Origin of the sequence: Cognatiyoonia sp. IB215446, assembly GCF_033963825.1 — a bacterium.
Taxonomy (GTDB): domain Bacteria; phylum Pseudomonadota; class Alphaproteobacteria; order Rhodobacterales; family Rhodobacteraceae; genus Yoonia.
Window position 1 is genome coordinate 1 of record NZ_JAXBMD010000008.1, and the last position, 22,587, is coordinate 22,587.

26 protein-coding genes are annotated in these 22,587 nt (G+C 58.3%); 12 read left to right on the forward strand and 14 right to left on the reverse strand.

Annotation, left to right across the window (positions count from 1 at the left end; genetic code table 11):
- Positions 1-220: hypothetical protein (locus SLH49_RS19995; protein WP_320270918.1), on the forward strand; the 220-nt coding region annotated here is incomplete at its 5' end.
- Positions 221-249: 29 nt separating this feature from the next.
- The gene (locus SLH49_RS20000; protein ID WP_320270919.1) at positions 250-621 is read left to right on the forward strand and encodes a VOC family protein; all 372 of its coding nucleotides are present in this window, start codon (positions 250-252) and stop codon (positions 619-621) included.
- On the opposite strand, the gene SLH49_RS20005 is transcribed toward SLH49_RS20000, so the two are convergent.
- Positions 618-1,496: a LysR family transcriptional regulator gene (locus SLH49_RS20005; RefSeq protein ID WP_320270920.1), complete on the reverse strand. Its 879-nt coding sequence runs from the start codon at positions 1,494-1,496 to the stop codon at positions 618-620. The two genes, SLH49_RS20000 and SLH49_RS20005, sit on opposite strands and share 4 nt — an antisense overlap.
- Before the next feature lie 116 nt (positions 1,497-1,612).
- On the opposite strand from SLH49_RS20005, the gene SLH49_RS20010 reads away from it, so the two are divergent.
- The gene (locus SLH49_RS20010) at positions 1,613-2,587 is read left to right on the forward strand and encodes an NAD(P)-dependent alcohol dehydrogenase (RefSeq protein ID WP_320270921.1); all 975 of its coding nucleotides are present in this window, start codon (positions 1,613-1,615) and stop codon (positions 2,585-2,587) included.
- Between the two features lie 87 nt (positions 2,588-2,674).
- On the opposite strand, the gene SLH49_RS20015 is transcribed toward SLH49_RS20010, so the two are convergent.
- The 3 genes from SLH49_RS20015 to SLH49_RS20025 form a co-directional block, all read right to left on the reverse strand.
- The gene (locus tag SLH49_RS20015; RefSeq protein ID WP_320270922.1) at positions 2,675-3,982 is read right to left on the reverse strand and encodes a PepSY domain-containing protein; all 1,308 of its coding nucleotides are present in this window, start codon (positions 3,980-3,982) and stop codon (positions 2,675-2,677) included.
- 41 nt (positions 3,983-4,023) lie between these two features.
- On the reverse strand, positions 4,024-4,356 hold the full coding sequence (locus SLH49_RS20020; RefSeq protein WP_320270923.1) for a hypothetical protein: 333 nt from the start codon (positions 4,354-4,356) through the stop codon (positions 4,024-4,026).
- A gap of 75 nt (positions 4,357-4,431) precedes the next feature.
- On the reverse strand, positions 4,432-6,768 hold the full coding sequence (locus SLH49_RS20025) for a DNA topoisomerase IV subunit A (protein WP_320270924.1): 2,337 nt from the start codon (positions 6,766-6,768) through the stop codon (positions 4,432-4,434).
- A 131-nt stretch (positions 6,769-6,899) separates the two neighbouring features.
- On the opposite strand from SLH49_RS20025, the gene SLH49_RS20030 reads away from it, so the two are divergent.
- From SLH49_RS20030 to SLH49_RS20045, 4 genes are read left to right on the forward strand one after another with little or no spacing between them, the layout of a single operon-like run.
- The gene (locus SLH49_RS20030; protein WP_320270925.1) at positions 6,900-7,388 is read left to right on the forward strand and encodes an SH3 domain-containing protein; all 489 of its coding nucleotides are present in this window, start codon (positions 6,900-6,902) and stop codon (positions 7,386-7,388) included.
- Between the two features lie 41 nt (positions 7,389-7,429).
- The gene (locus SLH49_RS20035) at positions 7,430-8,257 is read left to right on the forward strand and encodes an SDR family NAD(P)-dependent oxidoreductase (RefSeq protein WP_320270926.1); all 828 of its coding nucleotides are present in this window, start codon (positions 7,430-7,432) and stop codon (positions 8,255-8,257) included.
- A gap of 60 nt (positions 8,258-8,317) precedes the next feature.
- Entirely contained in the window at positions 8,318-8,524 is a 207-nt protein-coding gene (locus tag SLH49_RS20040) for a twin transmembrane helix small protein (RefSeq protein WP_320270927.1), read from the forward strand.
- 4 nt (positions 8,525-8,528) lie between these two features.
- Positions 8,529-9,101 (forward strand): cob(I)yrinic acid a,c-diamide adenosyltransferase, encoded by a 573-nt coding sequence (locus SLH49_RS20045; RefSeq protein ID WP_320270928.1) that lies wholly within the window; start codon positions 8,529-8,531, stop codon positions 9,099-9,101.
- 21 nt (positions 9,102-9,122) lie between these two features.
- Here the strand turns inward: SLH49_RS20045 and SLH49_RS20050 are convergent, their stop codons facing one another.
- Positions 9,123-9,722: a DUF4453 domain-containing protein gene (locus tag SLH49_RS20050; protein WP_320270929.1), complete on the reverse strand. Its 600-nt coding sequence runs from the start codon at positions 9,720-9,722 to the stop codon at positions 9,123-9,125.
- 361 nt (positions 9,723-10,083) lie between these two features.
- Here SLH49_RS20050 and SLH49_RS20055 point away from each other — a divergent pair, with 361 nt between their 5' ends.
- The gene (locus SLH49_RS20055) at positions 10,084-10,842 is read left to right on the forward strand and encodes an electron transfer flavoprotein subunit beta/FixA family protein (protein WP_320270930.1); all 759 of its coding nucleotides are present in this window, start codon (positions 10,084-10,086) and stop codon (positions 10,840-10,842) included.
- A complete protein-coding gene (locus SLH49_RS20060) occupies positions 10,842-11,771 on the forward strand; it encodes an electron transfer flavoprotein subunit alpha/FixB family protein (RefSeq protein WP_320270931.1) in 930 nt (309 codons plus the stop codon). Before SLH49_RS20055 ends, SLH49_RS20060 begins: the two co-directional genes overlap by 1 nt.
- Positions 11,772-11,884: 113 nt before the next feature.
- Here the strand turns inward: SLH49_RS20060 and SLH49_RS20065 are convergent, their stop codons facing one another.
- Complete coding sequence (locus SLH49_RS20065) at positions 11,885-12,730, reverse strand: DUF6473 family protein (RefSeq protein WP_320270932.1); 846 nt, start codon at positions 12,728-12,730, stop codon at positions 11,885-11,887.
- A gap of 158 nt (positions 12,731-12,888) precedes the next feature.
- Here SLH49_RS20065 and SLH49_RS20070 point away from each other — a divergent pair, with 158 nt between their 5' ends.
- The gene (locus tag SLH49_RS20070; RefSeq protein WP_320270933.1) at positions 12,889-13,764 is read left to right on the forward strand and encodes a 3-hydroxybutyryl-CoA dehydrogenase; all 876 of its coding nucleotides are present in this window, start codon (positions 12,889-12,891) and stop codon (positions 13,762-13,764) included.
- On the opposite strand, the gene SLH49_RS20075 is transcribed toward SLH49_RS20070, so the two are convergent.
- Positions 13,761-14,366: a LysE/ArgO family amino acid transporter gene (locus SLH49_RS20075; RefSeq protein WP_320270934.1), complete on the reverse strand. Its 606-nt coding sequence runs from the start codon at positions 14,364-14,366 to the stop codon at positions 13,761-13,763. The two genes, SLH49_RS20070 and SLH49_RS20075, sit on opposite strands and share 4 nt — an antisense overlap.
- Before the next feature lie 90 nt (positions 14,367-14,456).
- Between SLH49_RS20075 and SLH49_RS20080 the strand changes: the two genes are divergently transcribed.
- Positions 14,457-15,332: a LysR family transcriptional regulator ArgP gene (locus SLH49_RS20080; protein ID WP_320270935.1), complete on the forward strand. Its 876-nt coding sequence runs from the start codon at positions 14,457-14,459 to the stop codon at positions 15,330-15,332.
- On the opposite strand, the gene SLH49_RS20085 is transcribed toward SLH49_RS20080, so the two are convergent.
- The 7 genes from SLH49_RS20085 to SLH49_RS20115 are packed head-to-tail and all read right to left on the reverse strand — an operon-like array spanning position 15,329 to position 20,682.
- Complete coding sequence (locus tag SLH49_RS20085) at positions 15,329-16,207, reverse strand: lysophospholipid acyltransferase family protein (protein WP_320270936.1); 879 nt, start codon at positions 16,205-16,207, stop codon at positions 15,329-15,331. The two genes, SLH49_RS20080 and SLH49_RS20085, sit on opposite strands and share 4 nt — an antisense overlap.
- A gap of 32 nt (positions 16,208-16,239) precedes the next feature.
- A complete protein-coding gene (locus SLH49_RS20090; protein WP_320270937.1) occupies positions 16,240-16,509 on the reverse strand; it encodes an HPr family phosphocarrier protein in 270 nt (89 codons plus the stop codon).
- Entirely contained in the window at positions 16,506-16,901 is a 396-nt protein-coding gene (locus SLH49_RS20095) for a PTS fructose transporter subunit IIA (RefSeq protein ID WP_320270938.1), read from the reverse strand. The genes SLH49_RS20090 and SLH49_RS20095 overlap by 4 nt, the downstream gene beginning before the upstream one ends.
- Positions 16,898-17,803: an RNase adapter RapZ gene (rapZ, locus tag SLH49_RS20100; protein WP_320270939.1), complete on the reverse strand. Its 906-nt coding sequence runs from the start codon at positions 17,801-17,803 to the stop codon at positions 16,898-16,900. Before rapZ ends, SLH49_RS20095 begins: the two co-directional genes overlap by 4 nt.
- Complete coding sequence (locus SLH49_RS20105) at positions 17,803-18,234, reverse strand: HPr kinase/phosphatase C-terminal domain-containing protein (RefSeq protein ID WP_320270940.1); 432 nt, start codon at positions 18,232-18,234, stop codon at positions 17,803-17,805. Before SLH49_RS20105 ends, rapZ begins: the two co-directional genes overlap by 1 nt.
- Positions 18,235-19,977, reverse strand: a complete 1,743-nt coding sequence (locus SLH49_RS20110) for a sensor histidine kinase (protein ID WP_320270941.1) — start codon at positions 19,975-19,977, stop codon at positions 18,235-18,237. It abuts the gene before it with no gap.
- A 3-nt stretch (positions 19,978-19,980) separates the two neighbouring features.
- Positions 19,981-20,682, reverse strand: coding sequence for a response regulator transcription factor (locus tag SLH49_RS20115; protein WP_320241058.1), 702 nt, complete (start codon positions 20,680-20,682; stop codon positions 19,981-19,983).
- Between the two features lie 298 nt (positions 20,683-20,980).
- Here SLH49_RS20115 and SLH49_RS20120 point away from each other — a divergent pair, with 298 nt between their 5' ends.
- Complete coding sequence (locus SLH49_RS20120) at positions 20,981-22,579, forward strand: phosphoenolpyruvate carboxykinase (RefSeq protein ID WP_320270942.1); 1,599 nt, start codon at positions 20,981-20,983, stop codon at positions 22,577-22,579.
- Positions 22,580-22,587: the final 8 nt, after the last annotated feature.

A 22,587-nucleotide genomic window follows, 5' to 3' on the forward strand; every position in this document is an offset into this window, starting at 1 on the left:
CATGGCCAATCGTGCCAATGTTCACATGCGGCTTATTCCGTTCAAACTTTTCCTTAGCCATTTCACATGGGCCCTTGATTTTGAGGGGCCAGAGCGGCCCGGTCCTACATCGCGGGCGATGTATTTGGAATTGGTGTGGAAATCAAGGGGTGTGTCGGCATTCGGCTGCACACCCCAAGGGCCTGATTATTTTACACCAAATTGCGGCGCGATGCGTTAGCCTGCCATCATGAATTTGGAGGATCACGCATGAGACTTGGTGCATTTTCAATCAGCCTGAACGTCAAGGATATCGCGGCGTCCAAGGCATTTTACGGCAAGCTTGGATTTGAGCCTTTTGGTGGCGATGAGAGCCAGGGTTGGCTGATGCTGCGCAATGGTGAAACGGTGATCGGACTCTTTGGCGGGTTTCTGCAGGCCAATACGCTGACCTTCAATCCCGGCTGGGATCAGAATGCGCAGAACCTTGATGATTTTGACGACGTGCGCGACCTGCAAAAGCGTCTCAAGGCCGACGGTGTAGAGTTCTTCAGTGAAGCGGATGAAAGCACCACCGGCCCCGCGAGCTTCGTCGTGATGGATCCCGATGGCAACCCGATCCTGGTTGACCAGCACCGCTAGCGCAAGGACCGGCCCATCGCCACCAGCGCCTGGGCCAGAAAGTCAACAAAGATGCGAACCCGCCTTATGCGGCGCAAATCCTCGTGCATGACCACCCAAGTGTTGCGGCTTTCATCCACCTCCGCGCCAGGCATCCGTTGAAGTTCGGGAAACTTCTGCGCGCACCAAAGCGGCAGGAACGCCATGCCCGCCCCCGCGCGCGCAAGATGCAAGTGCATCTCAGGATCGGTGACCTGATGACGCAACCGCGCGGCGGGAAAAGGTGAACGCGCAACCCAAGCCATGAGTTCCGGCACCGGCCCATAACTGATGAATGACAGACCCTCGCCCTTCCTGCCAGCCTTGTCGAAATGCGTCTCAACATAATCGCGGCTGGCAAAGATGCTGAGTGACAAGGGCGCCAGCTTCCGTGCAACGACATCATCTTTGATCTCAGCCGCATGCCGAATGGCGATGTCTGTCTCCATCCGGCTGACGCTTTCGATGTCATAGGTCAGGCTGATCTCAAGATCGATCTGTGGGTAGATACGGCCAAATTCGGCAAAGACCGGTGCCAGCAGTAAGTGCCCGGTCATTGGGTCCACCGACAGTCTGATCTTGCCTGACGCCTCACGGTCCAGCCCTTGCAGACCATTGCGCGCTCGGGCGAGCAAGCGTTCAGCCTCTTGCGCCTCGGGCATCAACGTCTCGCCCGCCGCTGTCAGGGTCAGCCCCTTGCGACTGCGCCGGAAAAGCTGCACGCCATAGGTGGCCTCCAGCGCCTCAACATGACGGCGGACGGTGGCGTGGGTTGCGCCAAGCTGTTCCGCAGCACTGCGTAGACTACCGCTGCGCGCGACGGCCAGAAAGAACGGCATCTGCTCCCAGTCGCGCATCCGCACTCCTTTGTGGTTTATTTTTGATCCACTGTGGTCCTTTGATGAGGATATTCAAGGTAAATTTTCATCCGTAAACCGGCGGCAATCGCACGAAGCCGATGAAGGAGAATAAGATGAAAGCCGTTATCTATAACCGTTATGGACCTGCCGATGTCGTCAAGCTGGTCGACGTCCCACGCCCCGTCCCGAAACCCGGACAGATCTTTGTGGCCGTCCGCGCAAGTGCTGTGACAACCGCCGATAGCATGATCCGCCAAGGCATGCCGCGTTGGGGACGCTTGTTTCTGGGGCTGCGTCGGCCCAGGACCACCGCGATGGGCACACAATTTGCAGGCGAAGTCATTGAGGTCGGCGCGGATGTGAAGGGCTTCCGTGTCGGTGACCGCGTCTTTGGCGAAACCGGCATGGCCTTTGGCGCGCATGCGGAGTTCATTAGTATCAACGCCGACGAAATGGTCGCGCATATTCCCGAGGGCATGTCGTTTGAGGAAGCAGCCCCATTATGTGACGGCCCGCTGACCGATATGAATTTCCTGCGCAATCTGGCCGATCTGAAGCCGGGGCAGCATATCCTGATCAACGGCGCTGCCGGGTCGCTCGGCTCTGCTGCTGTGCAGCTGGCCAAAAGTCTCGGCGCGGAAGTGACTGGCGTCTGCAGTACGCGCAATGTCGACTTCGTCCGGTCGCTCGGCGCCGATCATATCATCGACTACATCAAGGAAGACTTCACAAGGCAGCGCGAGGTGTATGACGTGATCTTCGACACCGTTGGGAAGAGCGACTTTCGCAGCAGCAAACCCGCATTGAAGCGTGGTGGGGCCTATATTTCGCCGGTCTTGTCCTTTCGTTTGCTGGGAAATATGTTGTGGAGCGATTGGTTTGGCAGCAAGAAGGCCAAGTTTTCGGCGACCGGCATGATGCCGGTGGACCAGCAAAAGCCGCTACTGCGCGAGTTGCTGGATCGGATTGCGCAGGGTCATCTTAAGATGGTGATCGATAAGCGGTTCGGGCTGGACCAGATCGTTGAGGCCCATGCTTATGTCGATACCGGACATAAACGCGGCAACGTGATCCTGCAGGTGGGATAGGCAAAGACGCTCCGCCCATCCGTGTCGTATTCAAGAGATGCGGCCGCAAAAGAGGGCGAACCCGCCGCCCTCTTTCCATGTGCCAAATCAGGTCGCCTTGCTGACCCCTTGAAACCACCCCACCCGGCGGAAGATCAGCCAGTCGAGGATCAGTGCCACGATCAGTGATGCGCCAACCAACGGGAAGAGGATGCTGAGGCCGATGACCAGCAGGATCATGCCAGTGCCCAGCGATGCGTCAGGCGCCGCAGGCACACCGAGCGACCCGACAGGGCGGCGCATCCACCAGGCCACGAAACCTGAGACCGACAGCACGAGCGCGAGGATCGCGGCGAGCGTGTTCTGTGCCAAGTTGAGCCATCCGTAAAGCTCACCCTGATGGAACGAGATGCCTTGTGAGACCACGCGGGCGAGCGCGGGGTTGTCCGCAAAGTCGTGCCTTTTCAGTACCATGCCGCTGTATTGGTCGATAATCAGCTCGGTCTGTTCGGCCCGGTTGATGCTGGCGGAGCGTAGCCAATAGGCGGCCTCGGTGTTGCGGGGTGGCCTTGTTTCGTAAGGGGCAACAAGACCTTCGGCGCGGGCGATGGCAAAGACCTGTTCATAGGGGATCGGGGTGCCTTCGGAAGCTATGGAATTGGGGACGTCGCCGCCGAAGCGCAGGCTTTTGGACGCGGTGCCGGTTTGTTCCTGCACGGCGCGCAGGCCGCCGCCCCAGACATCTGTCCATGGCAGGCCAGAGACGATGATGGGGACGACGAGTACAGCGGCGAGGATGCCGATAAAGAGATGTGTCTCGCGCCAGAAACTGCGGCCCTTTCCGCTGGGTGGCGAAAACGCTTTTTTTACAGTGCGTTGGCCACGCGGCCACCAGAGGTAGAGGCCGGTGATGAACATCACGATGGCCCAATGGGCGGCGAGTTCGACGAACTTGGTGCCGAAGTCGCCCAACAGCAACTCGCCGTGGAATTTGCGGACGATCTGCATGGCGGTTTCGTCGCGGGGTTGGGTGGCGAGGACCTCTGCCGTGTAGGGGTTGATCCAAGCTAAGGTCCTGATTTTGTTGGCATCATCGAATTCGGTCAGGGTCGAGCGGCCCGGTTCGTCTTCGATCTTGATACTGCGGATGCGGGTGATTTCTGTCTGCGCGGCAAGGGCTGCGAGTTGCGCTTCATAAGGTTGGCGCTCGGTGCCGATTTCGACGTTCAGACGGTCGGCATAGATCACCTCTTCGATCTGCGGTTTGTAAAGGTAGATGCCCCCGGTGATGGCGAGCATGGCCATGAAGGGCAGCACATAGAGGGAGGCGAGGAAATGCCATTTCCACACCAGACGGTAGAAGGCACTGCCGGTCGTCTGAGACCGGTCAGGTGCCGACGCGGTTGCATCGGTCATGCGGGTAATCCTGTTTTGTCTTTTGGTTTGAGTGGGTTAAATCAAACGACAACAGGTGGCGCGCGGGATGGGGATATCCGGGTGAGTGGTGAGGGAGCGGACCGCGTGCTTTCGCGGATGGCAAAGCGGAATGCATAGCTCCGGTCGAGTTCCGACCAGAACGGGTCCACCAAAGCTGCGGCTTTGACGACATCGCTCTTGATGCAGACATGGTCGGCGGTGTCGGTCACTTCAATCGGTTCGCCATCGGCGCCGATGGTCAGCGTGACCATCTGATCACCGGTGCAGATGACCATCACCTGTACGCCGGGAATGACCTGCGCGATGGCCGCAGACATGCGCGGGGCGATGAGGCCCGCGACCAGCAAAACCACCAGAAACCCGCGTAACGAATCCGTACAGAAGCTGTACAAATGTTGTACGTACAGCCTGTGCGCGCGGGCGCTCATCTACGAGAACCGATTATTCTTGGGGAAGCCGTAGGGCGGGCGCTTGCCGACGCCGGCGCGGGCGGCTTTCCATTCGGTCATGTCCGGCTCTGTCCGGGTCTTGCCGCCGCCCATGGGCCAGGAGAGGCCATCGGCCCAATTGAAGGTCGTGAGGTCCGAGAGGCCGCCATCGAGTTCGAGCATGCCCTGCCGTCCGGTGGCCTTTTTGTACTTCTGGATCCGCACGCCCTTGCCCCGGTTCATTTCGGGCAGTTCGTCCGTGGGGAAGACGAGGAACTTGGCGTTTTCGGACACCACGGCGATGTGGTCGCCCGCGATGCGGTGGCAGATTTTGGCGATAGTGTCCTTGACGTTGAGCACCTGTTTGCCGGCGCGGGTCTGGGCCACGACCTCTTCTTCGGGCACGATGAAGCCGTTCCCCTCTGCGCTGGCGACGATCAATTTGGCACCCGGCTGGTGGATCAGGAAATCCACGATTTCGACGTCGTTGGGCAGATCAACCATCAGGCGCAAGGGTTCGCCCATGCCGCGCCCGCCGGGCAGGTTTGCCGCGCTCACCGTGTAGAAGCGTCCGTTCGCGCCGAAGACCAAGAGCTTGTCGGTGGTCTCCGCATGGAAGATGAAGCGCGGGCCGTCGCCGTCTTTGAACTTCAATTCGCGGGTCAGGTCGATATGGCCGGTCATCGCGCGGACCCAGCCCATTTTCGAACAGACGACCGTGATTGGTTCGCGTTCGATCATGGCTTCCAGCGGGACCTCGACCACCTCTTCGGCTTCGGCGAATTGCGTGCGGCGTGCGCCGCCCTCGCTGTCGCGACCGAAGGCTTTGCGGGTCTCGCGGAGCTGTTCGGCGATCCTCGCCCATTGCAACTCGTCGCTTTCCAGCATGTCCTCAATCTCAGCGCGCTCTTTCATCAGCGCGTCGCGTTCGGCGATGAGTTCAAGTTCTTCCAGCCGCCGCAAGGAGCGGAGGCGCATGTTCAGGATCGCCTCGGCCTGTGTCTCGGTCAGCGCGATTTCCGGGTCGTCATCGACGGGGGACACATAGTCTTTCTCGGATGTCGCCCGGACATGCTCCTTGGCCCAATCTTCGACCATCAGCGCCTGTTTGGGGTCATCGTCATAGCGGATGATGTCGATGACACGGTCGAGATGCAGGAAGGCGACGATGAAGCCTTCGAGCACTTCCAGCCGGTGATCGATCTTTTCGAGCCGGTACTTGCTGCGCCGCATCAGGACGTCGCGCCGGTGATCAAGGAAGGCGCGCAGGACCTCCTTGAGGCTGCAAACCTTGGGCGTCAGGCCGTCGATCAGGACGTTCATGTTCAGGCTGAACCGTGTTTCCAGATCGGAATTGCGGAAGAGCATGCCCATCATGACCTCAGCGTCCACCGTCTTGGCGCGCGGTTCGAGGACGACGCGGATGTCATCGGCGGACTCATCCCGCACATCGGCGAGGAGCGGGACCTTTTTGGTCTGGATGACCTCGGCCAGTTTTTCGATCAGCTTGGATTTCTGGACCTGATAAGGGATTTCGGTGACCACGACCTGCCACTGGCCGCGGCCCAGATCCTCAATCTCCCATTTCGCGCGGGTACGGAAGCTGCCGCGCCCGGTGCGATAGGCTTCGGCGATGTTTTCGCGCGGCTCAACGATCACGCCGCCCGTCGGGAAATCGGGGCCGGGGATGTAGTTCAAGAGCGTGTCGTCGCGGGCGTCCGGTGTCTTGATCAGATGCAGGCAGGCGTCGATCAACTCGTGCAGATTATGGGGCGGGATGTTGGTGGCCATGCCCACGGCGATCCCGCTGGAGCCATTGGCGAGCAGATTGGGGAATGTGGCGGGCAGGACGGCGGGTTCGTCCAGACGGCCATCGTAATTGGGGCGGAAATCGACCGCGTTTTCGTTCAGCCCTTCCAGCAACGCCTCGGCAAAGGCGGTCATCCGCGCTTCGGTATAGCGGCTGGCGGCAGGGTTATCACCGTCGATATTGCCAAAGTTCCCCTGCCCGTCCACGAGCGGATAGCGCACGTTGAAATCCTGCGCGAGGCGGGCCATGGCATCGTAGATCGCGGCATCGCCGTGGGGGTGGAAATCCCCCATCGTGTCGCCGCTGATCTTGGCTGATTTCAGAAATCCCCCGGTGGGGGACAGTCGCAGGCGCGACATCGCATAAAGAATGCGGCGATGCACAGGCTTCAGCCCATCGCGGGCATCAGGCAGCGCGCGGTGCATGATGGTGGAGAGCGCGTAGGTCAGATAGCGGTCACCGATCGCCTTGCGCAGGGTCTCGGTCACATCGTTTGGATCATAATCGCTATCGATCTCATCGCTCATCCCGTTGGTTTAGCGGCGCGAAAAACGGGCGTAAAGCGACATTCGGTCCCGCTTTGCGTGTGTTGTTGCGGTGTATGGATGACCGGAAACGTGCTATTATTGATTCTTAACAATCGGTTAGGGGATGACCGATGCCAAACTATATTGTTGTGACGACTTTGTTTTTGTTCTGGGCATTTTATGAAATGTCCGGCGGGGCGGATTTTGAACCCCCGGAACGGATTGAGCCGGTTGCCGTTGCAATCGTCGCGCCAATCGAAACGCCGGAGCCTATAGTGGCCGAGGCGCCCGAACCGGAAGCAACTGTGACCGCCGAAATCATGTTGGCCTCTTACGAGGACGAACCGCTCGCGATCTCATCCGTAGTCCCGGATACAGCCTTGGAAACCGTTGCCTCGCCCGCCTTTGTCGCGCCCGAACCAGTTGATATCCGTCTCGTATCGGGTGAATGGGTCAATATGCGCGACGGGCCAAGCACCGATTACCGCGTGTTGGACACCTTGCCGCGCGGGACAGAGGCCGAGGTGCTCGACGTCAACGGCGCGGGATGGGCGCAAATTCGCCTGGTGGATACCGGGCAGATGGGCTGGATGGCCGAGCGGCTGCTCTCGACGGACTAGCGCGGCTTGCCAGCCTGGCCCGGTCCGGGCACAAAGGCTGGATGACGCAGAAAAGCATATTGATTACCGGGTCGTCATCGGGTCTGGGTCTGGATGCGGCTTATGGGCTGCGCGCGGCGGGATGGCGTGTGTTTGCGAGTTGCCGCAAGGCGGAGGATTGCGCGCGGCTGCGATCTGAGGGGTTTGAAAGCCCGCGGATCGATTACACGGACCCGGACAGTATTGTCACCGGCCTTGCCGAGACGCTGGAGGCGACGGGTGGCACGCTGGATGCACTTTATAACAATGGGGCCTATGCCTGCCCCGGTGCGGTCGAGGATTTGCCGGTCGCGGGTTTGCGCGCGATTTTTGAGACGAATGTCTTTGGCTGGCACGAGTTGACGCGGCTGGTCATACCGGTCATGCGCGCGCAACGGCATGGTCGGATTGTGAATTGCTCGTCCGTGCTGGGCTTTGTGCCCATGAAATGGCGCGGTGCCTATGTATCGACCAAATACGCGCTTGAGGGGCTGACGGATGTGCTGCGTATTGAGATGTCGAATACGCCGATCGAGGTCGTGCTGATCGAGCCGGGTCCGGTGACATCAAAGATCCGCCAGAACGCGATCCCGCATTTTGAGAAGTGGATCGATTGGCAGAACTCCGCGCGGGCGGATGAATACAAGGAGGTCATGGACAGGCTTTATAAGGAGAGCGGGCCGGACCGGTTTGAACTGCCGCCATCGGCGGTGACCAAGAAGCTGCTGCACGCGCTGACCGCACCGCGCCCGCGCCCGCGTTATTATGTGACGACACCCACCTATTTGATGGGGTTTTTGCGGCGGGTTCTGCCGACGCGGATGCTCGACGCGCTCATTTTGCGGGCGTGAAGGGTTTTCTTCGCGGGCCTGCCTGCTACATCGCGGGGGACGTGAAGGAAGGACAACAAAATGGCAAGTGACCCGCTTTTCTGGTTCATGGCGCTGTCGGTCGCGGCGGTGCTGATCATCCTGATGATGGGGATCGGCACATTCGGCAAGGGTGGCGATTTCAACAAGAAGCACGCCAACAAGATCATGCGCTGGCGGATTGGCGCACAGCTTTTTGCGGTCGTGATGATCCTGCTTTTCGTATTTCTGCGCGGCGAAGGAGGCTGAGGCGATGGTCGTTCTGAACAAGATTTACACTAAGACTGGCGACGCGGGTGAGACGGCGTTGGGCAATGGCAGCCGTGTGGCGAAGCATTCGCTGCGGGTCACGTCCTATGGCACGGTGGATGAAACCAATGCGACGGTCGGCCTTGCCCGGTTGCACGCGACGGGTGAAATGGATGCCCAGCTTGCGATGATCCAGAACGATCTCTTTGATCTGGGTGCGGACCTGTGCCGTCCGGATATGGAAAAGGATGGCGAGGCGGAGTATCCGCCTTTGCGGATGTCGGATGCGCAGGTCGAACGGCTTGAGGGCGAGATTGACGCGATGACCAAGATGGTTGAGCCCTTGCGCAGTTTCATCCTGCCGGGCGGCTCTGCCCTTGCTGCACATCTGCATCTTTGCCGCACCGTGTCGCGCCGCGCGGAGCGGTTGACGGTGGAACTGGCCACTGTTGAGTCGGTGAACCCGGCGGCGGTGAAGTACCTCAACCGGTTGTCCGACTGGTGCTTTCAGGCCGCCCGCATTGCCAACGATAACGGCAAGGATGATGTATTGTGGGTTCCGGGAGCGAACCGCTGAAAGCGACGGCTTGTCCGTGGCTTAACTCGCGAAGAGCATACAGTTTTCACCAATATCCATGCGATACCAGCCCAAGGTCACGGGCTCTCCGACGATGTCGCTGCCCCAGACAATCGCAAAATTCCAATCGCCCCAAGGCAGATGCGACAGGCTAAAGCTATTGCCTTGTTCGACACGTCCAAGCACAGCCGAATTACTGTCAGGCGCCTCAAAAAGCAGAAAACTGTCGCCAGTATAGCCGATGCATCCGCCTGCTGTGCCGTCGGTCGCCGGCTGAAACGCAACGCGAAGCCGCATGCCGATATATGGGACCTCTTCCAGATTGGGCTGCGACGTATCAATGCGGCAGCGCGTTTGCGGCAGGGAGAATGGCGGATCACTTTCAAGCTTCTGAATTAGCGAGATCTGCTCCGAGATATCGCGATCAACAATTGGTTGCCGCGTTGTGCAATCTGTATTGTCAAAAAGGTTGCGACCAAGCGGGGTGGAAAAGCAGTAACCGGCATCATTCAGCATAGCGTTGCGGGCAAACCAAAGCTCTTCACAGGCCTGGTTGGCCTGTGCCATCACCGCTGTTGGCAGAAATAATATGAAAACAAGATAGCGAAGACCAAACTGCATTTCGATTTCCCCAACCCCATTGGCGCCGTTTCGCGGCGCGCAGGCTACACTGGTTCTGTGCCATATTTGAAGTAGAAGATAATGCAGAATGCGCCATTTGCGCATCACTTTTTGGATGGTTGGGTGAATGATCCCGCGCTTTCTCGTCACGCGAAACCTGGCGCTGCTTTGCACAACCAGAAAAGCGCCGGTTCAGGGGTAGAGGGCGCCCATGTATCTGCGCCGGGCAGGAATGCTGAGAGACAGAAACGTGGCGTCTGTACGTCTTACCGCGTCGATTTTGCACTATTTTTGACCGGCGGCGCACGATAACAACAGCCCGAGAACAAAACTGATCAGATTCTTTGGGAGAGAAACGCAGATGAAGGTCCTCGTACCCGTCAAGCGCGTGATCGACTACAACGTGAAGGTCCGCGTCAAAGCGGACGGTTCCGGGGTTGATCTAGCCAACGTCAAAATGTCCATGAACCCGTTTGACGAGATTGCCGTCGAAGAGGCGATCCGCCTGCGCGAAGCGGGAAAGGTCGAGGAAGTGGTCGCTGTCTCGATTGGCGTCAAGCAGGCGCAGGAAACGCTGAGGACGGCGCTGGCAATGGGTGCTGACCGCGCTATTCTGGTCGTTGCCGCTGATGATGTGCATACAGATATCGAGCCGCTGGCTGTAGCCAAGATCCTGGCAGCAGTCGTCAAGGAAGAAGGGCCTGGTCTGGTCCTTTGCGGCAAGCAGGCGATTGACAATGATATGAACGCGACCGGTCAGATGTTGTCGGCGCTGTTGGGTTGGAGCCAAGCGACATTCGCTTCTGAGGTCAATCTTGAAGGCGACGACGCGGTTGTCACCCGCGAGGTTGATGGCGGTTTGCAGACGATCAAGGTCAAGATGCCAACCATCGTGACCGTGGACCTGCGCCTGAACGAGCCGCGCTATGCCTCGCTGCCCAACATCATGAAGGCGAAGAAAAAGCCACTGGATGAAAAGACACCTGCCGATTACGGCGTGGATGTCACTCCGCGCCTGACGGTTGTCAGCACGACAGAACCTGAGGCGCGCAAGGCCGGGATCATTGTCGGCTCAGTAGATGAACTGGTTGAGAAACTCAAAGAAGCGGGAGCTGTGTGATGGCTGTTCTTCTGATTGGTGAAGTGACGGATGGTGCGCTGTCGGTGGATGCAACGGCCAAGGCTGTGTCTGCAGCGAAGGCGCTGGGTGATGTGACCGTGCTCTGCGCTGGCGCGTCGGCGGCAGATGCTGCGGCGGAAGCGGCGAAGATCGACGGCGTGGCCAAGGTGCTTTGTGCCGAGGATGCGGTGCTGGGCCACCGGCTGGCTGAACCCACGGCGGACCTGATCGTGTCGCTGGCCGGTGACTATAGCCATATCGCGGCGCCCGGCACGACGGATGCGAAAAACGTGATGCCACGTGTAGCGGCGTTGCTGGATGCGATGGTGATCTCTGAGGTGACCGCCATTGTCGATGCGGAGACGTTTGAGCGCCCGATCTACGCAGGCAACGCGATCCAGACGGTGAAATCGGCGGATGACAGGAAGGTGATGACGATCCGGACGGCGGGTTTTGATGCCGCAGGCATGGGTGGTTCGGCGCATGTCGAAAACATCGATGCCGCTGGCAATCCAGGTCTCTCTGAATGGATTGAGGATAAGGTGGCCGCATCTGACCGGCCCGAGCTGACCTCTGCCGGTGTTGTCGTCTCTGGCGGTCGTGGCGTGGGATCGGAAGAGGATTTCGCGCTGATCGAGAAGTTGGCCGACACGCTGAATGCAGCCGTTGGCGCGTCGCGCGCGGCTGTTGACAGCGGCTATGCGCCGAACGACTGGCAGGTCGGCCAAACCGGCAAGGTGGTTGCGCCTGATCTATACGTGGCCGTTGGCATCTCTGGCGCGATCCAGCACCTCGCGGGCATGAAAGACAGCAAGGTGATCGTGGCGATCAACAAGGATGAAGAGGCACCGATTTTCCAGGTTGCTGACTATGGACTTGTGGCTGACCTGTTCGACGCGGTGCCAGCGCTGACCGAAAAGCTGGGCTGACTGGCGCAGATATGACTTGAGCAAATGCCCACCCGATCTTTCGGGTGGGCATCTTTACTTTAGGAAAACACGGCCGATCCGACGCGGCTCTGCCACCGCCTCGACCCTCACTATCAAATCGCATAAAGCTGCTCTCTTAGCGCGGGGACGATCATAGCACTTGCGTCAACGTGGCATGCGGTGCCGAGCATTTCAGAGGCTGCCGATTCCTGCGTTGGGGGAAAGAACATGCCTTCGGTACCGCGGGCCAATGATGCCTCTGATGGATTTGCCTCGATCACACCTTTGACCATAGGCCGGAGTTCATCCACCATGCTGGCTGTGATGAAAAGCGGATCGGCCTGCAACTGATTTTCGCGCTCGGACCACGGCGCGTCGCTCAACTCCTCTTCCGAGAACCACAGCAGCATCACACGCGGGCCGATCTGGCCCAGCAGGTTGCGCATCCGCGCCACCCAAGCCTCGCGCAATTCGTGTACAACCGTGTCAAACCGTTCAAGCGATTTGGCGTGCAACTCACCAAGCATGTGTCGAGTGAAAGAGAAGTCCGAGAAATCAACATCCTGATAGATCGCCTGCAAGACGGTAGAGGCCTTGAGGAACCGATCATTGCGTCGTGGGTGGACCGAATAGAAGCGATTGGACAAGTGGTTAGCGCCCATGATCTGCACCACGGTCATATCGGCCTCGCGACAAATCTCCATCACCGCACGGTCGTTCACGAATACGTCGATGCCGCCATTCACACAGCCAAAATTCACGCAGGTCTGGCGCATCGCCTTTTCGACCAGCACAGGAAAGGGCTTTTCAATGAACTTTCCGTAGGTTTCGGTGCCACCGACAAAGGCAATATATGGCCGGTCGAGCCGCCGTCTTGGGCCGCGAAACAGCATCCGCGATGCCCCGTACCGGCACGGCGCATAGGACAATTCACCGAATTCAATGCGTTCCTGCTTCATCAATCCCACCTTTTTGTCATTCACCCGGCGCGCAGATTCGCTGAAATGCTTTGCGAATTCGCTAATGATTGAATTTGTTTAAAATTTTCGCAGGTCCCGCGCCTTGAAGCTGCCCCCTGCACAGGCCTATGGTTCCCCCGATTGGCAAGGGGAACGGCATGACAATTGAACAAGTCGGCGTTGTGGGCGCGGGGCAGATGGGCAACGGTATTGCCCATGTCTTTGCGCTGGCGGGATATAACGTCTTGCTGAACGATATCAGTCAGGAGGCGCTGCAGTCCGCCGTGGCGCTGATCGACAAGAACATGGACCGGCAGGTCGCCAAAAACCTGATCACGGACGCCGAAAAGGCAGAGGCCATGCGCCGGATCGGGACGACCGGAACCCTCACCGATCTGGGCCAGACCGACCTGATCATCGAGGCCGCGACCGAGCGTGAGACGATCAAGACCGCCATTTTCGAAGATCTCGTGCCGCACCTAAAGCCCGATACGATCCTCACATCCAACACCTCATCCATTTCGATTACGCGTCTCGCGTCCCGGACGGACCGACCGGAAAAGTTCATGGGCTTTCACTTCATGAACCCTGTCCCGATCATGCAATTGGTCGAACTGATCCGTGGGATCGCGACGGATGAGGCGACGTTCAGGGCCTGCCATGGTGTCGTGGAAAATCTTGGTAAAACCTCTGCCACCGCAGAGGATTTCCCAGCCTTCATCGTCAACCGCATTCTGATGCCGATGATCAATGAGGCCATTTATACGCTTTATGAAGGAGTTGGGTCGGTCGAGTCGATTGACACGTCGCTCAAGCTTGGCGCGAACCACCCAATGGGGCCGCTTGCGCTGGCCGACTTTATCGGGCTGGATACGTGTCTGGCGATCATGAATGTGCTGCATGATGGCCTCGCGGATACCAAATACCGCCCCTGTCCGCTTTTGACGAAATATGTTGAGGCCGGGTGGCTGGGCCGCAAATCCAAGCGCGGCTTTTATGATTATCGGGGCGAGGTGCCGGTGCCGACGCGCTAGGCGCCCAAGGCAAGCTTGACCGCGAGCCCCAGCATCGTCACGCCCACGATCCCGTCGAGCACGGCCCATGATTTTGGCTTGGCAAAGAACGGCGCCAGCACGCGCGCGCCGTAGCCGAGGATCAGGAAAAACACGCATGACGCGGCGAGTGCGCCGGTGCCAAAGACCCAACGCCCCGCGCCGTAGGTGGCCGAAACTGCGCCGATCAGGCCCACCGTGTCCAGATAGACATGCGGGTTGGCCCAGGTCAGGATCAGCGTGGTGAGCATCGCCGCTCTCAGGCTTTGCGTGGCCTGCCCTTCGGTGCTGAGCGTTTCTTTTGCGGTCAGCGCCGCGTGCAAGGCACGCAGGCCATAGGCGATCAGGAAAGCGACGCCTGCCCAACGCATCACTTCAAGCGCCCATGGTGCCGATTGGGCGATGATGCCGAAGCCCGCAACGCCGCTGAAGATCAGCACAGCCTCAGACGCGCAGCAGACGGCAACCACCGGGCCAACATGGGCGCGCCGCAGCCCTTGCCGCAGGACAAAGGCGTTCTGCGCGCCAATCGCCAGGATCAGGGAGAAGGACAGGGCGAAACCTGCCGCGAAGGTCGAGAACATCAGGGAACATCCGGTTTGTTGCCTGAGCGGGCTAACAGATGCTATTTCATGCGACAAACGCATAATCTGAATGAAGTATAAGGATTGCTTATGTTTGACCGGACGGCCCTCGCCGCACTTTCGGCAGTTCTGGATACCGGCTCCTTTGATGCGGCGGCGCAGAAATTGCATATGTCGCAATCGGCGATTTCGCAGCGGATTAAGAAGCTGGAGGATGATGTGGGTGCTATTCTGGTGCGCCGTACCCGGCCAGCGACGGCGACCGAGGCGGGGCGGAAGCTGCAGGCGCATGCTGAAACGATTAACTTGTTGGAGCGTGACGTTGCGCAGGCCATGGGGCGCGCGCCAAAGGCGCTTGACCGACCGCTGCGCATCGCCGTGACGGCGGATTCACTGGCAAGCTGGGTGTTGCCCGCTTTGCCAAGCGAAGCGCAGCTTTTCTATGATCTGGTGATTGATGATCAGGACCATTCAGCCGCTCTTTTGATGCGCGGAGAGGTGGCAGCCGCGATCACATCACGCGCGAGGGCCCTCACCGGTTGCGATGTGATCGCGCTTGGGCCGCTTTGCTATGCGGCCTTTGCCGCGCCCGAATTCGTGGCGACCTATTTCCCGGAGGGTGTGACGGCGGAGGCGTTGAGGACGGCACCTGCGCTGACCTTCAATCGCAAGGACGCGCTGCAACTGAATTGGGCGTCCAAAGTGGCGGGGCGGAAGGTCTCTGTTTTGCCCACGCATTTTCTGCCCTCTACCCATGGCATCACCGAGGCTGCACGGGTGGGGCTGGGCTGGGCGGTGAACCCACTGCCGCTGGTGCAGCCGCTGTTTGACACGGGCGATCTGATCCGCCTGCGCCCGGATATCGCGCTTGATACGCCGCTCTACTGGCAGGTCCCACGGCAGAACAAGCAGGCGCTTGCGAAACTGACAAAGAGTCTTGTCAGCTATACGCGCAGGCTGGCTTAGCCTTTCAGATTGAGGGTCTCTTCCCGCAACCACGCCATGAACCGGCGGGGATCGGAAAGGCGTTCTTTCACCTCGTCCTCGTCAAAGACGTGGCCGACCACGGGCTTTTGCGGCCTGCCGCAGGCATTGACGATTTCGTGGATCAACAGGCTTTGCCGTAAGGTAGGCGAGAGTTGGTTGGCGATCTGATACCAGCGCGAGTTGGCGCCGGGGAAAAAGAGCGGCACGACCCGCGCGCCCGAAGTGCGGATCATCTTGGCCGTGAAGACGTTCCATTCATCTTCGATCACAGGACCAAACATAGAATTGGATGAGGCCACGACGCCTGACGGGAAAAGCGCTATCAGGCCATCGTTTTTCAGATGTGCCATCGCGTTCTTGCGCATTTCAACCATTTTCGCCTGCGCATCTTCGTCATGCGGAAACGGCACGGGGATCATGTATTCCCCAGCGCTTTTGTCGATATCGGTCAAAAACGCACGGGTCAGGATTTTGTAATCCTGCCGCGCCCGCCCGATCAGATCAGCGAGGATCATGCCATCCACCATCCCATGCGGATGGTTTGCAACCAGCACAACGGGACCGGTTTTTGGGATGCGCGCAATTTGCTCGGTCGGGGTGATCAGATCAATCCCCATCACATCCAGCGCACCGCGCCAGAACGCTGGCCCGTGCAGTTTTCCCTTTTTTTCAAATTGGCGGATCATGCGGACAACGTGGATTTTACCCGTCATCCATTCGATGGTCTTGATGATCCTGCGTTTGACGGGGCTGTCGAAGGTGTTGGAATAGGTCAGGCTGCCGCGATCATACACGCGAGGGGCCTGGTTACTGCCGACAGGTGGCGTGTGTACTTTAGGCGATGTATCGGTCAATCAACTGATCCTGTCCACAGACCATGCGGCCCCTAGTTACCTTCGCCGAACTTGTCCGCCACCAGATCGCCTATTGCATCCAAAAGCGCCTGAGCGTCCGGGCCGCTTGTTTCCACGTCAATAAAGGTTCCAATCGACGCTGCCAACATTAAAAGGCCCATGATGCTGTCACCGCTCGCACGCTCGCCGTCCTTGCTGACGGTGGCCTCGGCGTCGAACTCTTCAACCAGTTCCACCAGCTTGGCCGACGCTCTTGCGTGCAGCCCCTTGATATTCTCGATCTTCATGCGGCGTGATGTCATGGGTCAGGGTTGCCATTGTGGCTGTTGATGTATTTGTGAGCCGCGGCAATCGCCGCCTCAACCGCGTCCGGCACACTGCGTTTGCGAGACTTGGCAAGTTTGATGAGCATGGGCAGATTGGCGCCATAGACGATACGCCGGTTTGCCGGGCTGCAGGCGCGTAGTGACAGGTTGGAAGGCGAGCCACCAAACATATCCGTCACGATCACCACACCATCGCCCGTATCGACGGCATCGGCAGCATCACAGATTTCAGTCTGTTTGGCGGCGCGGTCATCATCAGGTCCGATTGCGATACTGATCATCCCATCCTGATGACCAACAACATGTTCGACTGCGGCGAGGTATTCTTGGGCTAAACCACCATGTGCAACAATCACAATACCAATCAAACCAATGGTCCCTTGTTTCCTTGTGCTTCGCGGCGCTCGATCTCGCGGTGGCGTTTAGACACCTGCCATCCGTCTTCAGCAAGGGCAGAAGCCATACGCTCGGTCAATGCGACCGAGCGGTGTTGCCCTCCGGTACATCCGAACCCGATGGAGAGATGTGTTTTGCCTTCATCTTTGTGGGCTGGCAACAGAAGATCGATCAGCGATTTGACGCGCTCAAAGAAAGCGGTGAACCGTGTATCATCGGCAACATATGCCGCGACATCTGCATCCCGACCGTCCCGGTCGCGCAACTCGGGTTCCCAATGCGGATTGCGCAAAAACCGGCAATCCATGACGATATCAAGGCCACGTGGGAGCCCGCGTTTGTAGGAAAATGAATGCAAGGTGACGCCCAGATGCCGCCCCTCGCCCGTGGCAAACCAGCGGTCGATTTCCGCGCGCAGATCATGCGGGGAGAGACCGGTTGTGTTGATGAGGACGTCGGCCCGCCCTTGCAATGGTACAAGCAGTTCTTTTTCCTTTGCGATCCCGGTCAGGGGCGGACCTGCGGGGGCCAAGGGGTGCCGCCGCCGCGTCTCAGAGTAGCGCCGGACAAGCTCTTCCTCATCAGCATCGACGTAGAGCACTTGCGGCTCATGGTCGGGTTCTGCGGAAAGCTGATCAATGATCTCAATCAGCGCATTCACCCCAAAGTCTCGGTTTCGGACGTCGATGCCCAGTGCTATCGGCCGGTTTGGCGGCGGCCCCTCCAGAAGCCGTGGCAAGAGCGACAGGGGCAGGTTATCGATCACCTCGTAGCCCAGATCCTCAAGCGCGTTGATCGCGGTGGAGCGTCCGGCCCCAGACGGGCCGGTGACAAGCACGACACTCGGTGCTTTGGCTTGCTGTGGTTCTGACATCACTCGCTCCGTCCTGCCTTGAGCATCTGCAGGATCGCTGGAGCGAAATGTGCACCCGCAATGCGGCTAATCAAGGGCAGATCACATCCCAGTTGTGTGATTTTGCGGTGAGGTGGCAAACGTGCCGCTTCATCCTGGTCAAGATCGACGACGAGCGCGACAGCTGTAGGACCCGTCGGCTCAGCGCGCAAGATGCCAATCCCCCGCGCTTCAATCAGCCCATCGATGGTTTCTGGACAATGCGCGATAACCCGTTCACCGTCGCGTTCAAGCAGGACGCGATCATCAGCGACAAGATGGCAACCCAACGCCATCAGCTCAATCCCCAGCGCAGACTTTCCGCTACCTGACTTGCCAAGGATGAGCACGGCGCGATCACTCCATGCGACACAGGTCGCGTGGACCGTTTCGCGGTCAACAGGTGGTGTCATCTAAAGCGGCAAGCCGACAACAAAGCGCGCGCCCAGCGGTTCCGACGTGGGGTCAGCATCGGTAGGTCGGATGTTTTCGGCCCAGATCACGCCGCCATGCGCCTCGACAATCTGTTTCGAGATGGCAAGACCCAGCCCTGAATTATTGCCGAACTGACCTTCAGGGCGTTCTGAATAAAAGCGCTGGAAAATCTTCCCGAGCGCGTCTTCGGGGATGCCGGGCCCGGTATCTTCGACCACAACAAGCACCCGGTTTTCGCGCGTCCGTGCCCAGACCCGGATCGCGTCCCCCTCTTCGCAGAACGAGATTGCATTGGTAATCAGATTGACGAAGACCTGCGCCAGCCGCCCTTCCAGGCCCAGTACCTGGATCGGGGTTTCGGGGACATCGGCTACAAAATCAATCCCGCGCGATTTTGCGTCTTTGCCAAGGAACTCAAGGATATTGTCCAGCATTGTGAGCAGATCGAATGCCTGCTCTTCCTCTTTGACAAGTTCGCTGTCGAGGCGGGACGCGTTCGAGATATCGCTGACCAGACGGTCAAGCCGCTTGACGTCATGTTCAATCACTTCAAGCAACTTTTGGCGTTGATCATCGCGTTTGGCGACGCGCATTGTACCAACGGCAGAGCGCAAAGAGGCAAGCGGGTTCTTGATTTCGTGGGATACATCTGCGGCGAATTGTTCGTTACCCTCAATCCTTTCATAAAGAGCGGCAACCATGGAACGCAATGCACCAGACAAGCGCCCGATTTCATCCGGTCGCGCCGTCAGATCGGGAATGCGCACCTTGACTGGTGACATCTTGCGGGCGTTCTTATCCTGACTGATTTCAGCGGCCGTGGCGAGATCTGCCAGCGGGTTTGCGATTGTCGAAGCGAGCACCAAGCTCAGCCCCACACTGACTAGAATACCGACGAAAAACAGCCGTAAGACCTGTTCACGCTCGCGGCGCACAAGGCTATCTACCTCACCGGCAGCCGTGCGCACGGCCACAACACCCACCGCGATGCCATCGCGCATGATTGGTGTTGTAACAATAAAGCTCGTGATGCCTCCGATATCAGCCACTTCAAGCTGTGTGCCATGATCAATCGCCGCTTGCACGTTTTGCTGCGATAGCGCGATCAGCTCTTCTTCTGGCGTTAAGCGTTCGGAATTCAGCGACACAATCCCCACAAGCCCATCCCATAGACGCACCAGAAAATCAGTGACCTGGGTCCCTCCGGTCTGTAGCTCAAGATTAGCCAACTGTTCGGCATTCAGTGCACCTGTCGCACGGGCTACCAAAGTTGTATCAGTTGAAAAAACAGAAACTTCGACACCGCCGCGCAGGCTCATACCTCGCAAGGTTCGTGCAACGTTGATCCCGTCAGAAGTAACTAGATTCACTGGGGCGACGCCGGGCAGTTTCGCTTCAAAGACGTCAGCAATCAGCTGTGCCTCATTTACTAACCCATTGGCACGCTGATAAGCTAGACTGTCGCGCGAAGGACTAAGATAAAGCACACCTGCGATCAGAAGGATCATCGCGATCAGGTTGAAGGTGACAATCTTGCGCGCGATGGGCGAGGTGCGCAGTGCGAAAAGACCGCGACGGCGCGTATCACTTTCATCCAGCCGGTCACTGACAACATCCGGCTCGACCCAATCATCGCCCAGCACAAGATCAGGCGAACGCGAACGGGCTGCCGCCCGCACGGACTTCAGGTCGCGTACGTCAATCTTGGGGGCGGCAGTCATGCCTTATTCTTCGTTGTAGCGGTACCCGATGCCATACAAAGTCTCGATCGCGGAAAACTCATTATCAGTATTGCGCATCTTCTTGCGCAAACGCTTAATGTGGCTGTCGATGGTTCGATCATCCACATAGACTTGGTCATCATACGCGACATCCATCAGCTGGTCACGGCTTTTGACAAAGCCGGGACGCTGGGCAAGCGCCTGCAAGAGTAGAAATTCCGTGACCGTCAGGGAAACATCCTGACCTTTCCATTTCACCGCATGACGTAAGGGGTCCATCACCAGATCGCCGCGTACCATCACCTTGGTCTCTTCGGTCTCCTCGATCTCTTCGCCGGAGATCGCATCCTGCCGACGCAGCAGCGCGCGGATACGCTCGACCAGAAGGCGCTGCGAGAACGGCTTTTTGACATAATCATCCGCGCCCATTCGTAGACCCAGCACCTCATCAATCTCGTCGTCTTTGGACGTCAGAAAGATCACCGGCATCGACGTTTTCTGCCGCAGCCGCTGCAGAAGATCCATGCCATCCATCCGAGGCATCTTGATATCCAAGACCGCCATATCCGGCATCCGCTTGTTGAACGCCTCTAATGCGGATTGGCCATCGTTGTAGGTCTCAACCTCAAAACCTTCCGCCTCAAGCGTCATGGCTACGGAAGTGAGGATATTTCGATCATCGTCAACCAATGCAATTCTGGACATGCTTTTCTTCCCTCAAACGACGTCGTTATGTTTTTTCGCCCTGCTGCATGAGTTTTCATCGTTTTATTCAAACGAATCAATCCCTAACTGGGCCCCTGCCACATTATTGCCTTATTTGGTTCATTTTTGCCGAAACGGCGACGGTTTTGAGCATCAGCCCCCAATGGCGAGAACTTGGTTGCGCTAACATCGAAATGGTTGCGCTAACTGTGATCGGACGCACTATCGGCCCTTCAAAACTTGATGTTATGGATGTCCATCGCTGGCCATCCCGGCCGTCTTAAAAAGGAGCGAACCCATGGACCACGGCACGGTCAACCCAAAGATGAAGCTTGAGGATCAAGGCATCACAGGGCTGGGTTATGTCTATTACAACCGCTCTGAAAAGGAACTGCACGAAGCTGCCGTTGCGGCAGGTGAAGGCGTGACAGGCAAGGGCGGCACGTTTCTTGTCACCACCGGCAAGCATACGGGGCGGTCGCCCAAGGACAAATTCGTTGTCGCCACGCCATCGGTGCAGGACACGATCTGGTGGGACAACAACCCCCCGATGGAACCTGCGAAATTTGATGCGCTTCATGCCGATATGCTGGCCCATATGAAGGGCGGCACCTACAATGTGCAGGATTTGTTCGGCGGCGCTGATCCGGCTCATCGGCTCGATGTGCGTGTGGTGACCGAGCTTGCCTGGCATGGGCTGTTCATCCGGCACATGTTGCGTCGCCCCGAAGAGGCTGAGCTTGCGACATTCACGCCCGATTTCACGATCATCAACTGCCCCAGCTTCAAGGCTGATCCAAAAAAACATGGCTGCCGGTCTGAAACGGTGATCGCGCTGAACTTCGACAAAAAGCTGATCCTGATCGGCGGCACGGAATATGCCGGTGAGAACAAGAAATCGGTCTTTACCCTGCTCAACTACCTGCTACCCGAAAAAGGCATCATGCCGATGCATTGCTCGGCCAACCATGCGCCGGGCAATCCGGTGGATACTGCCGTTTTCTTTGGCCTGTCCGGCACAGGCAAAACCACCCTGTCCGCCGATCCGTCCCGTGTACTGATCGGGGATGATGAACACGGGTGGTCCGATCGCGGCACATTCAACTTCGAAGGCGGCTGCTATGCCAAGACCATCAACCTCAGCGCCGAGGCTGAGCCTGAGATCTACGCCACTTGCGAGATGCCCCATACGGTGATCGAAAACATGGTCTACGACGAAGAGACCATGGAGCTTGATTTTGAGGATGACAGCCTGACCGCCAATATGCGCTGCGCCTATCCGCTGAATTACATCTCCAACGCGTCTGACACGGCTTTGGGCGGGCATCCGAAGAACATCATCATGCTGACATGCGATGCGTTTGGAGTCCTACCCCCGATTGCCCGGCTGACACCTGCGCAGGCGATGTATCACTTCCTGTCGGGCTTTACGTCCAAAGTTGCAGGCACCGAGCGTGGTGTGACCGAGCCGGAACCCACATTTTCCACCTGCTTTGGTGCCCCCTTTATGCCGCGCAGGCCAGAGGTTTACGGTAACCTCTTGCGTAACAAGATCGCCAGCCACGGAGCGACCTGCTGGCTGGTAAATACCGGCTGGACCGGCGGGGCCTATGGCACCGGGTCGCGCATGCCGATCAAGGCAACGCGGGCGCTATTGGCCGCAGCACTTGATGGTACGCTGATTGAAGGGACCTTCCGCAAGGACCCCCATTTCGGATTCGAAGTGCCGATTTCTGTTGATGGCGTTGATGACGGCCTCTTGAACCCGCGCGACACCTGGGCCGACAAGGACGCTTATGACGCGCAAGCCAGCAAATTGGTCACAATGTTCAGCGACAATTTCGAAAAATACGTCCCCTTCATCGATGACGATGTCAAAGCCGCTGCGATCGGTTAAACAGATCG

What these genes read in the sequence shown, in the direction of transcription:
- SLH49_RS20060 (WP_320270931.1), top strand. Translation starts at nt 10,842, where the DNA reads ATGGCTGTTCTTCTGATTGGTGAAGTGACGGATGGTGCGCTGTCGGTG.
- SLH49_RS20110 (WP_320270941.1), bottom strand. Translation starts at nt 19,977, where the DNA reads ATGACTGCCGCCCCCAAGATTGACGTACGCGACCTGAAGTCCGTGCGG.
- SLH49_RS20120 (WP_320270942.1), top strand. Translation starts at nt 20,981, where the DNA reads ATGGACCACGGCACGGTCAACCCAAAGATGAAGCTTGAGGATCAAGGC.
- SLH49_RS20025 (WP_320270924.1), bottom strand. Translation starts at nt 6,768, where the DNA reads ATGAGCGATGAGATCGATAGCGATTATGATCCAAACGATGTGACCGAG.
- SLH49_RS20045 (WP_320270928.1), top strand. Translation starts at nt 8,529, where the DNA reads ATGGTCGTTCTGAACAAGATTTACACTAAGACTGGCGACGCGGGTGAG.
- SLH49_RS20080 (WP_320270935.1), top strand. Translation starts at nt 14,457, where the DNA reads ATGTTTGACCGGACGGCCCTCGCCGCACTTTCGGCAGTTCTGGATACC.
- SLH49_RS20115 (WP_320241058.1), bottom strand. Translation starts at nt 20,682, where the DNA reads ATGTCCAGAATTGCATTGGTTGACGATGATCGAAATATCCTCACTTCC.
- SLH49_RS20055 (WP_320270930.1), top strand. Translation starts at nt 10,084, where the DNA reads ATGAAGGTCCTCGTACCCGTCAAGCGCGTGATCGACTACAACGTGAAG.
- SLH49_RS20005 (WP_320270920.1), bottom strand. Translation starts at nt 1,496, where the DNA reads ATGCGCGACTGGGAGCAGATGCCGTTCTTTCTGGCCGTCGCGCGCAGC.
- SLH49_RS20050 (WP_320270929.1), bottom strand. Translation starts at nt 9,722, where the DNA reads ATGCAGTTTGGTCTTCGCTATCTTGTTTTCATATTATTTCTGCCAACA.
- SLH49_RS20015 (WP_320270922.1), bottom strand. Translation starts at nt 3,982, where the DNA reads ATGACCGATGCAACCGCGTCGGCACCTGACCGGTCTCAGACGACCGGC.
- SLH49_RS20090 (WP_320270937.1), bottom strand. Translation starts at nt 16,509, where the DNA reads ATGACATCACGCCGCATGAAGATCGAGAATATCAAGGGGCTGCACGCA.
- SLH49_RS20000 (WP_320270919.1), top strand. Translation starts at nt 250, where the DNA reads ATGAGACTTGGTGCATTTTCAATCAGCCTGAACGTCAAGGATATCGCG.
- SLH49_RS20075 (WP_320270934.1), bottom strand. Translation starts at nt 14,366, where the DNA reads ATGTTCTCGACCTTCGCGGCAGGTTTCGCCCTGTCCTTCTCCCTGATC.
- SLH49_RS20035 (WP_320270926.1), top strand. Translation starts at nt 7,430, where the DNA reads ATGACGCAGAAAAGCATATTGATTACCGGGTCGTCATCGGGTCTGGGT.
- SLH49_RS20010 (WP_320270921.1), top strand. Translation starts at nt 1,613, where the DNA reads ATGAAAGCCGTTATCTATAACCGTTATGGACCTGCCGATGTCGTCAAG.
- SLH49_RS20030 (WP_320270925.1), top strand. Translation starts at nt 6,900, where the DNA reads ATGCCAAACTATATTGTTGTGACGACTTTGTTTTTGTTCTGGGCATTT.
- rapZ (WP_320270939.1), bottom strand. Translation starts at nt 17,803, where the DNA reads ATGTCAGAACCACAGCAAGCCAAAGCACCGAGTGTCGTGCTTGTCACC.
- SLH49_RS20070 (WP_320270933.1), top strand. Translation starts at nt 12,889, where the DNA reads ATGACAATTGAACAAGTCGGCGTTGTGGGCGCGGGGCAGATGGGCAAC.
- SLH49_RS20065 (WP_320270932.1), bottom strand. Translation starts at nt 12,730, where the DNA reads ATGAAGCAGGAACGCATTGAATTCGGTGAATTGTCCTATGCGCCGTGC.
- SLH49_RS20105 (WP_320270940.1), bottom strand. Translation starts at nt 18,234, where the DNA reads ATGACACCACCTGTTGACCGCGAAACGGTCCACGCGACCTGTGTCGCA.
- SLH49_RS20040 (WP_320270927.1), top strand. Translation starts at nt 8,318, where the DNA reads ATGGCAAGTGACCCGCTTTTCTGGTTCATGGCGCTGTCGGTCGCGGCG.